General features: G+C 63.1%; 8 protein-coding genes and 1 pseudogene. 8 read left to right on the forward strand and 1 reads right to left on the reverse strand.

The window, feature by feature from the left end:
* The 7 genes from J7J55_04755 to J7J55_04785 form a co-directional block, all read left to right on the forward strand.
* On the forward strand, positions 1–356 hold a 356-nt coding region (locus J7J55_04755), incomplete at its 5' end, for a carbohydrate ABC transporter permease (protein MCD6142008.1).
* Positions 353–1,396: a galactose-1-phosphate uridylyltransferase gene (galT, locus tag J7J55_04760; GenBank protein ID MCD6142009.1), complete on the forward strand. Its 1,044-nt coding sequence runs from the start codon at positions 353–355 to the stop codon at positions 1,394–1,396. The genes J7J55_04755 and galT, both read left to right, overlap by 4 nt.
* On the forward strand, positions 1,396–2,403 hold the full coding sequence (locus tag J7J55_04765) for a M24 family metallopeptidase (GenBank protein MCD6142010.1): 1,008 nt from the start codon (positions 1,396–1,398) through the stop codon (positions 2,401–2,403). Before galT ends, J7J55_04765 begins: the two co-directional genes overlap by 1 nt.
* A complete protein-coding gene (gene galK / locus J7J55_04770) occupies positions 2,400–3,569 on the forward strand; it encodes a galactokinase (GenBank protein MCD6142011.1) in 1,170 nt (389 codons plus the stop codon). Before J7J55_04765 ends, galK begins: the two co-directional genes overlap by 4 nt.
* Before the next feature lie 318 nt (positions 3,570–3,887).
* On the forward strand, positions 3,888–5,285 hold the full coding sequence (gene gcvPA / locus J7J55_04775; GenBank protein ID MCD6142012.1) for an aminomethyl-transferring glycine dehydrogenase subunit GcvPA: 1,398 nt from the start codon (positions 3,888–3,890) through the stop codon (positions 5,283–5,285).
* Entirely contained in the window at positions 5,192–6,826 is a 1,635-nt protein-coding gene (gcvPB, locus tag J7J55_04780; protein MCD6142013.1) for an aminomethyl-transferring glycine dehydrogenase subunit GcvPB, read from the forward strand. Before gcvPA ends, gcvPB begins: the two co-directional genes overlap by 94 nt.
* Positions 6,827–6,892: 66 nt before the next feature.
* Positions 6,893–7,975: a PD40 domain-containing protein gene (locus J7J55_04785; protein MCD6142014.1), complete on the forward strand. Its 1,083-nt coding sequence runs from the start codon at positions 6,893–6,895 to the stop codon at positions 7,973–7,975.
* Here the strand turns inward: J7J55_04785 and J7J55_04790 are convergent.
* Positions 7,962–8,917, reverse strand: a pseudogene (locus J7J55_04790) (PCRF domain-containing protein). The gene J7J55_04785 and the pseudogene J7J55_04790 sit on opposite strands and share 14 nt — an antisense overlap.
* 445 nt (positions 8,918–9,362) lie before the next feature.
* On the opposite strand from J7J55_04790, the gene J7J55_04795 reads away from it, so the two are divergent.
* The coding region (locus J7J55_04795) for a hypothetical protein (GenBank protein MCD6142015.1) at positions 9,363–10,046 on the forward strand (684 nt) is incomplete at its 3' end.

The raw sequence follows: 10,046 nt of genomic DNA on the forward strand, positions 1-10,046 counted from the left end.
GGAACTTCTATGTCCAGATCCCGAACGAGGTGGTGGAGTCAGCATCCTTGGATGGAGCCGGGTTCTTCGAGATCTATCGCAGGATCGTATTCCCGCTCTCGTGGCTGGGGATGGTGGTGGTAGTCATTTGGCAGTTCACCCAGATCTGGAACGACTTCCTGTTTGGGGTGACTCTCACCAACCACGAATGGCAGCCGATCACGGTCGCACTAGCATACCTAGCTGGAGGACAGGCAGTGCAGTGGAATCTACCGATGGCTGGTTCCATCCTCGCTGCTCTGCCTCCGCTTTTGATCTACATAATATTCGGACGTTACTTCATAAGCGGCCTACTAGCCGGTTCGGTGAAGGGTTGAAAATGTTCCATAAACGCGTGGTTCAGAAGCAGGACGGCCGCCTCCTGTGGCTCTATGGTGAACGCGAGCATGTGCTCGCACCGCTTCCTGAAGGGGAAGGAGCACCAGCAGCCGCGCCCCACCTGCGCTGGCATCCGCTGCGGGAGGAATGGGTGATCTACGCCGCGCACAGACAAGGGCGCACCTTCTTGCCGCCTAAGGATCATTGTCCGCTCTGTCCGAGCGTGCCGGGTGGCTTTCCGACCGAGATTCCGTTTGCAGATTTCGAGATCGCTGTGTTCCAAAACCGGTTCCCCTCCCTTCATCCGGATGCGCCAACCCCACCTGAACTTTTGATCCCCACCGCGCGCGGACGCGGGTTCTGCGAGGTGGTGGTCTACACCCCGAAGCATGAAGGGAGCCTCGCCACGTTGACCCAATCGCGACGCGAGCTCCTCGTTCAGGTGTGGGCCGATCGGTACAAAGAGCTGTACGAGCACGATTTCATCCGGTACGTGATGCCGTTCGAGAACCGCGGCGAGGCGGTCGGGGTGACCCTGCATCATCCCCACGGCCAGATCTACGCCTACCCGTTCGTCCCTCCGATCATTGAGCGAGAGACGCACGTGTTTCACGACCGCCCGGTGCTGTGCGAGCTCATCCCGCAGCTTTCCGATTACACCGTGGTTCGCGGCGAAGCGATGATCGCGTTCGTCCCTCCGTTCGCTCGGTTCCCGTACGAGGTGTGGATCGCGCCCCGCCGTCACCTCCCCGGGCCGTGGGAGTTCGCCGACGCGGAAATCCGTGAATTCGCCCGGGTCTTGGGCGAGGTGGTATCCCGGTATGACCGGTTGTTCTCTCGGCCGTTCCCGTACGTGATGGCGATGCACGCTGCACCGAAGGGGGAGGAAAGGGTGTTTCACTTTCATGTGGAGTTCTATCCCCGCATGCGCACGAGAGATAAGCTTAAATACCTGGCCGGGACCGAACTTGGGGCGGGTGCGTTCGCCGCCGATATCCTTCCCGAGATGGCGGCGCAGCAGCTACGCGAGGTGAAATGATGAATCGAACCGCCCTCACCCGTCTGCGACGATTCATGGCAAGCCGCGGTTTCGAGCGATTCACCCTCTGCCGCCCGGAGAACTTCGCCTGGCTCACCGGCGGCGGGGACAATACGGTGGCAATCGGAGAAGGGGTGGGATGCCTCGAGGTGACTCCGGACAGTGTGCGTCTGCATACCTCGCGAATCGAGGCGGCTCGGCTGCAGGAGGAGGAGAAGGTGGACTTCGCCGTGAGCACCTATCCCTGGTACTCCTCCCCCCCGATCGGGAGGCCGAATGATTTCGAGCACGACCTGACACCGCTTCGTCTCGTCCTCACCCCGGAGGAGCAGGAGCGGTTCAGAAGGCTTGGAAATGATGCGGCGCAGGCGCTGGGAAGTGCGATGCGGGCAGCACAACCGGAATGGACTGAGGCGCGGCTTGCAGGAGAAATCGCAGCCGAGGCGTACGCCCGCGGGATTCAACCGGTCGTCCTCCTTGTCGCCGGAGAAGAACGCGCATTCAGGTGCCGTCATCCGCTCCCCAAGGATCGGGCGTTGGGAAAGCTCGCGATGGGGGTGATCTGTGCCCGGCGGGATGGCCTGGTGGCGAATCTCACCCGGATGCGAAGCTGGGGGAAACCCGGGCTTGCGCGCCGATATGAGAAGCTCCTCCAGGTCGAGGCACGGGGGCTCGATGCCACCGTCCCCGGGGCGACGCTGGGAGAGGTGCTGGAGGGGATCGCTGCCGGGTACCGCGAGATCAGGGCCCCTGATGAATTCGAAGCGCATCACCAGGGTGGAATCGCTGGCTACCGCCCGCGGGAGGTCCTCGGGGTCCCGGGGGACGGAACCGTCCTGCAGGCCGGGATGGCGGTGGCATGGAACCCGTCTCTGCCCGGAGTGAAGGTGGAGGACACGTTCCTCATCACCCCGACCGGGTTGGAGAACCTCACGTTCGACCCCGACTGGCCGATGATCGAGGTTGGGGGGCGGCCCCGGCCGGCCGTCCTCACGGAGGGGGCATGAGCTACCCTCCCTCCGAGCGGTTGTTGCGCGAGCAGTTCGGCCCGGGAGAACCCCCGCTCCTCTCCCGGGCGCCGGGCCGGATCAACCTGATCGGAGAGCACACCGACTACAACGGCGGTTACGTTCTCCCGTTCGCCATCGACCGGGTGACCGAGATCGCCGTCCGCCCGCGTGCCGACCGACGCATCCGCATCTACGCCGATGCGTTCCGCGCTGGGGTGGAGCTGGAATTACCGATGAAAGGGATCGCCCCCGCCGGCAGTTGGCAGGATTATCCGATCGGGATCCTGGCGGAACTCTCTCACTACAAAGACCTGGAATTCGGATTCGACGGTGCGATCAGCGGGGACGTGCCCCAAGGCGCGGGACTGAGCAGTTCAGCCGCACTGGAGGTAGCCGCTGCCATCGCGTTTTCCCGGTTATACGGGGTGAACCTATCCGGATTGGAGCTGGTCAGGCTGTGCCAGCGGGTGGAAAACGAGTTCGTCGGCACCCGCTGTGGGATCATGGATCAGTACGTCTCTTACTTCGGACGCACCGGGGCGGCGATCCTCCTCAATACGCATACCATGGAGCATCGCTACGTCCCGCTCCACCTCTCCGGGGTGAGTCTCCTCGCCGTCGATAGCCGGGTCAACCGATCGTTGGGGACGAGCGGTTACAACGCGCGGCGGCAGGAGTGCGAGCAGGCGTTGACGCTCGTTAGAAGCGCGTTCCCCGAGCGGAATATCGCCTCGTTGAGCGATCTCACCATTGGTGACCTGGACCGGATTTCCGCCGTGCTTCCCCCGTCCATTTTCGCCCGCGTGCGGCATGTGGTCAGCGAGAACGCGCGCGTCCTCGCCGCGGTGGAAGCGCTGGAGCAGGATGATTACCGAAGGCTGGGGGAGCTCCTGTTCGCCTCGCACGCCTCCCTGCGCGATCTATTTGCGGTGAGTACCCCGGAGCTCGATTTCCTCGTCGATTGGGGGAGGAAACACGGAGCGCTCGGCGCTCGCCTCGTCGGCGGCGGGTTCGGCGGAGTGACCCTGCACCTCGTCCCGGACGAGATCAAACAGGGCTACATCGACGGAATCGTGGCCGCCTATCGGACCCGGTTTCGGATCGATCCCGAGGTGATCGAGGTGAGACCCGGCCCCGGGGCGGAGGAGCTTAACCGCGCGTAATCGCCTGGTCTTGCATCCGGGTGGAGGAATTGCTACCGTATGAGCAAGGAGGAAGCGGGATGGAGAAGGATCACATGCCGTTTGATGCGTTTGCCCTCACCAGACAGATGGGGGTCGTGACCAGGGCGGTCCTCGACGGGGGAGGGCCGGCATGAAGAACAAACGGACCCATCCATACATCCCGAACTCCGATCCGAAGATCAGAGACGAGATGCTCCGCGAGATCGGGGCGAGCTCGATCTTGGGGTTTTCCGGGCGGTTCCCGGGGGCCTAAGGTTACAGGGGGGGTTACATGGTCCTCGACGGGGGAGGGCTGGCATGAGGAACAAACGGACCCATCCTTACATCCCGAACTCCGATTCGGAGATCAAAGACGAGATGCTACGCGAGATCGGGGCGAGCTCGATCGATGAGCTCTACGAGCTGATCCCCGAGGCCCTCAGGTTCAAGGGGAGGCTGAATCTCCCCGATCCGCTCCCGGATGAGGCATCCCTCGATCGCCACATGCGCGGGATCCTCGACAAGAACGTGACCGCTGGGGAGCGGCTCAGCTTCCTCGGGGGTGGATGCGCCCCCCACTACGTCCCGGCGGTATGCGATTGGATCAATCAACGCTCCGAGTTCCTCACCGCCTACGCCGGCGAGCCGTACGAGGACCACGGTCGCTTCCAGGCCCTGTTCGAGTACGCGAGCATGATCGGGGATCTCGTCGAGATGGACGCGGTCAGCGTCCCGACCTACGACGGATCCCAGGCGGCGGCGAGCGCCCTGCGGATGGCGGGGAGGATCACCGGGCGGAAGCGGGTCCTGATCCCGGAGATCATCAACCCGGACCGCCGTTCGATCATCGAGAACTACTCCGATCCGAGGCTTGAGGTGGAGAAGGTTCGGTACGATCCCGACACCGGGCTCCTCGACATCGCTGACCTCGCGGAGAAGCTCGCCTCCGATACCGCCGCGGTCTACTTCGAGGTCCCGAGCTACCTCGGTGCGATCGAGCCGGAGCCGGCGAAGATCTCGGAGATGGCGCACAAAAGCGGCGCCCTCGTCGTGGTCGGGGTCGACCCGATCTCGCTCGGGGTCCTCTCCCCGCCGCCCCGCTACGGGGCAGACATCGTCTGCGGCGAGCTCCAGCCACTCGGGATCCGGATGCAGTTCGGCGGCGGGCGGGGCGGGTTCATCGCAACACCGGACGAGGAGCGCTACATCTCCGAGTATCCCCTGCGCCTGTTCGGGATCGCCCCGACCGTCGATCAGAGGTGGGGATTCGGGGACGTCGCCTGGGAGCGGACATCGTTCGCCAAGCGCGAGGGATCGAAGGAGTTCGTGGGGACGATGGCCGCGCTGTGGGGGATAACGGCCGGGGTCTACCTCGCCTTGATGGGCCCGGCCGGGATGCGCGAGCTCGGCGAGACGATCATTGCCCGGGCCGCCTACGCCGCGGATCGCCTGAACGGAATCCCCGGAGTCAGAGCGCCGCGGTTTCACTCCCCGAGCTTCAAGGAGTTCGTCGTCGACTTCTCTGGGACCGGACTCTCCGTTTCCGAGATTAACAGAAGGCTCCTCGATCAGGGGATCTTCGGCGGGCACGATCTGACCCCCGTCTTCCCCGAGCTTGCAGGATGCGCCCTCTACTGCGTGACCGAAATCCACACCAAGGACGACATCGACCGGCTCGTGGAAGCGGTGGGCGAGATCGTAAAGGAGGAAAGATGAGGCGATTTCATCAGGCAAGCTGGGACGAGCCGATCATCCACGAGCTCTCCGTCCCCGGGGAGCGGGGGATCCTCGTCCCGCAGGTCGAGGAGGGGATCGCAGATGCGGTCGGCGATCCGCTCTCCCGGATCCCGGAGTCGATCCGACGGAGCGATCCTCCCGACCTCCCGGAGATCTCCGAGCACCGTGTCCTCCAGCACTATCTCCGCCTCTCCCAGGAGACGCTGGGCGAGCACCTGAACGTCGACGTCGGCCAGGGGACATGCACGATGAAGTACAACCCGCCAGTGAACGAGCGGTTCGCGACGTCCCCGAAGCTGACTGAGCTTCATCCCTTGCAGGACGAATCGACCGTGCAGGGGATCCTCGAGATCATGTACAAGCTCGAGCGGTTCCTATGCGAGATCTCCGGGCTCGAGCGGTTCAGCCTCCAGCCGGGCGGGGGATCGCATGCGATCTACGCGATGGCGTGCATGATCCGGGCGTACTTCGCCGATCGGGGAGAGAAGCGGGATGAGATCATAACCACCTTGTTCTCCCACCCCTCCGACGCCGCCGCCCCACGGGTGAAGGGGTTCAAGCCGATCGTCATCCCTCCCGATCCTGACGGCTTCCCGGACATCACCTCCCTCCGGGACGCGGTCTCCGCGCGGACGGCGGCCCTGTTCATCACCAACCCGGAGGATACCGGGATCTTCAACCCGCGGATCGCCGAGATCACGCAGATCGTCCACGCAGCAGGCGGGCTGTGCTGCTACGACCAGGCGAACGCAAACGGGATCCTCGGGATCACGCGGGCGCGGGAGGCCGGGTTCGACATGTGCTTCTTCAACCTGCACAAGACATTCGCCTCCCCGCACGGCTGCGGCGGGCCGGGGAGCGGGGTCCTCGGCGCAAGCGGCGAGATCGCCGACTACCTCCCGGTCCCGCTCGTCGAATACGACGGGGAGCGTTACTTCCTCGACTACGATCGCCCGAGATCGATCGGAAAGGTAAAGGACTTCTACGGGGTGATCCCGGCGATCGTCCGCGCCTATGCGTGGATCATGAGTCTCGGGGAGGAGGGCCTGCGCACCGTCGCCGAGACAGCCGTGTTGAACAACAACTACCTGTTGCACAAGCTGCGGAAGGTTCGCGGGATGAGCGCTCCGTTCGCCCCGGGAAAGCGCCGCTTGGAGCAGGTCCGCTACAGCTTCGAGGAGCTCTCCCGCGACACCGGGGTACACACGACCGATATCCAGCGCCGCGTCGCCGACTTCGGAGGACATTACTGGATGAGCCACGAGCCGTGGTACGTCCCCGAGCCGGTGACGCTCGAGCCGACCGAGTCATACTCCAAGCGCGAGCTTGACGAGTACGCGGAGATCATCCGACGAATCGCCGACGAGGCGTACGCCGATCCCGAACGGGTGAGGACCGCACCGCACCAAAGTACGATCGGGAAAGTGGCAGACCACTCCTACTTCGAGGACCCGGGGAAGTGGGCCCTCACCTGGCGTGGCTACAAGCGCAAGTACGCGGGTTACTTCGAACAGCATTGATCGGCGGTTGCGCCTCCCCGCGCCCTTCCGTAAACTGAACTCCGGTTGGGTAATGAGGAGGCGCAGATGAAACTACGGTTCTTGCTGGTGGTTGTTCCGCTCCTTTTTCTATTCGGGTGCGGGATTCCATTCAACATCCCCGCGGTCGGGCCGGATGGGACGATCGCCGTGTTCCTCGACGCAGATCGATACGCATTCACTCCGGACAAGGGGAGTTTAGCCCTGATCAGGGACGGGAAGGTAGTGACGGTTCCGGGAGTAACCGCGACCGGGAGCTGTGGCGCCCTCGCCTGGTCGCTTGATGGGAAGGAGGTCGCGTTTGTGGATACCGAGCCGGATGAGCTCGGATTCCCCAAGGCATGGGTGATCAACGTAGCCGGAGTACAGACCGATTCTCAGACGGTTTCCATCGCCCGGGCCGAGTCCCCGCTCATCGCCCCGGCATTCACCCCGGAGGGGAACATCACCTACCTTGGGGTGGATGACGATGGGAACGGCCACCTGTTCCTCTACGACCGCGTCGAAGACGTTACCTATCCTCTGCTCGACAATGTTTTGAGCTACCGCCCGGCGCGGGACGGTGAGTCCTTATGGGTGATCAAGAGGAGCGCAGAGGGGAACCTGAGCCTCGGCCATCTTCTCGATTATGACCCGAAGAGCGGTGACTCGTACGAGATCGCCAGCTTCTTCATCGGGGCTGGAGTGGAGCAAATGTTCCAGATGTTCCCGGGGGCATTCTTCTTCGACGTCGAACCGAACGGGGATCACGTTGCCCTCACCCTGTTCGACCAGGTTCTGATCTCTCCCGAGCCGCAGGAGGGGGATCCATCGCTCTACCTTATCGACGCGGAGGAGCGCACGGTGAGCCGGATCGCGCTCCACGGGATCGCTCCCGCGTTCTCGCCGGACGGATCGAAGATCGCCTACATCGGCTCGGCTGACGGGATCAATCAGGGGGTCTACCTCTACGACGTCGAAGCGGAAAACGAGGAGGAGCTATCGGTTGAAGGAACAGTGAGCGGCCTGTTCTGGATCGACGCCGGCCACCTCGGACTGGTGATGCGGGAAGAGAACGATGAGGAAGATAGCTACTATCTCCTCATCTACGACCTGACGGCCAAGGAAACGACCCCGCTCATCCCGGGCTAGAGGACTTCGCCCGCTGTTCCAGGTAGGCCTCGATGAACGGGGTGATGTCGCCGTCGAGGACGGCGTCGACGTTTCCCGTTTCGACCCCGGTGCGGTGGTCCTTGACCATCCGGTAGGGGTGAAGGACGTAGGAGCGGATCTGGCTCCCCCATTCGATCTTGTTCAGGGTCCCCTGCAGCTCCTCGAGCTTCTTCGCCTGCTGCTCGCGCATCAGCGCGGCGAGCCGCGCCCGCAGGACCCGCATCGCTGCTTCTTTGTTCTGGTGCTGGCTGCGCTCGTTCTGACACGATACCACGATCCCGGTCGGCAGGTGGGTGATCCGCACCGCGGAGTCGGTGACGTTCACGTGCTGTCCCCCGGCTCCGGATGAGCGGTACGTGTCAATCCGCAGGTCCTTGGGATCGATCTCCACCTCGCCTTCCTCCTCGATCACCGGGATCACGTTCACCGCGGCGAACGAGGTGTGGCGGCGGTGGGCGGCGTCGAACGGGGAGAGGCGAACGAGGCGGTGTACCCCCTTCTCCCCTTTAAGTTTTCCGTAGGCATAGCGTCCCTTGATCTCCAACGTGGCGCTGCGGATCCCGGCAGGCGGACGAGGCGGTGTACCCCCTTTTCCCCTTTAAGTTTTCCGTAGGCGTAGCGTCCCTTGATCTCCAACGTGGCGCTGCGGATCCCGGCCTCCTCGCCCGGACTTACCTCGAGCAGGGTCGCCTTGAACCCGGCCCGCTCGCAGTACCGCCCGTACATGCGCAGGAGCATCTGCGCCCAGTCCTGCGAGTCCGTCCCGCCCGCCCCGGCGTTGATCGATAGATAACAGTCGGAGAGATCGTATTGGTCGGAGAACATGAGCTCGATGTTGAACGCGCGGATCTCGGACTCAAACGCCGCAGCGCGGGAATCGAGCGCTGCCAGCTCGGCCTGGTCGTCGGATTCGATCGCCATCTGGTAGAGGATCTCGATCTCCTCGAGCTCCTCTTGCAGAGCGCGGTAGCGCTCCAGAAGCGACCGCGCCCGTTCGAGTCGGCGCGTCACCTCGGTGGCATGGGCACGATCGTCCCAGAGGTCCGGGGCGGAGATCTCCTGCTCCAGGGTCGCGATCTCTTCGCTCAGCCCATCCAAGTCAAAGGTGATCACCGATCTTTGCGATCGCGGTGCGTAAAGTCTCAATCCTCTCCTCGTCCATTGTGCCACAGACTTTAGCCGCCTCCGCCGCCTGACGCAACGTGAGCTGACCGACCGGACAAAGGTCCCCTCGCGGGGCGACAGAGTGGCGCGGTTTCCCTGACCGGGCTCTCACCCTCCGGACAGACGGCGATTTATACTGCGGAGTAAGGGAATTATGATGAAACGGACATTCCTTCTTCACCCAAACGAGAGGGGGATAAAGATGACAACAAGGGGCCGACTGAGTCTTGCGTTTGTCCTGCTGTTGATGATCGGAGTTTCGACAATCGGATATGGGCTACCCAACTTCTCCGACCAAAATATAGCAGCCGGGAACCTCAACCCCACCGACCGCATCCTGGTGCAAGAGGTTCGAGTCACTGGGGATTCCACGCACGCGGTCATCCTGACTGCGGCAACCGTGCAGAACATGGGAACGGCCGGGAGCGGACAGATCGACAAGATCGAGATCTGGGACGGAGGGGCGAAACTCGGGGAAACTACAAACATAGCCGGATTGCCGTATGGAGTCACGGTGAATCTGGGAGGCTACAATATTCCCAGTGGATCGACCCACTACATGAAGATCTACGTCACCGTGGGAACGAGCGTGTCGGGCGGTGAGACGGTCAACCTGCGGGTTAAGTTCTACTACCAGATGAACGGGTCATCCTATGCCAGCGCCTGGATCTCCGACCTGACCGGCGAGACGATCCGGAACGGCGGATTCGATCAGCTCTCCGACACCGCCCTCGATGCGGAATTCCTCAACCCGAACGACGAAGCGACAGTGCAAGTGGCGGTGTTCACCGACAACGATGCCAACGGAAATGACGTCCTGTGGGCTCAGACTGGGAGCAACACGATCGTGAAGGTGGAAAACCTGGGAACAGCGACCACGGCCGAC

This window comes from Candidatus Bipolaricaulota bacterium, from assembly GCA_021159055.1.
Taxonomy (GTDB): domain Bacteria; phylum Bipolaricaulota; class Bipolaricaulia; order UBA7950; family UBA9294; genus S016-54.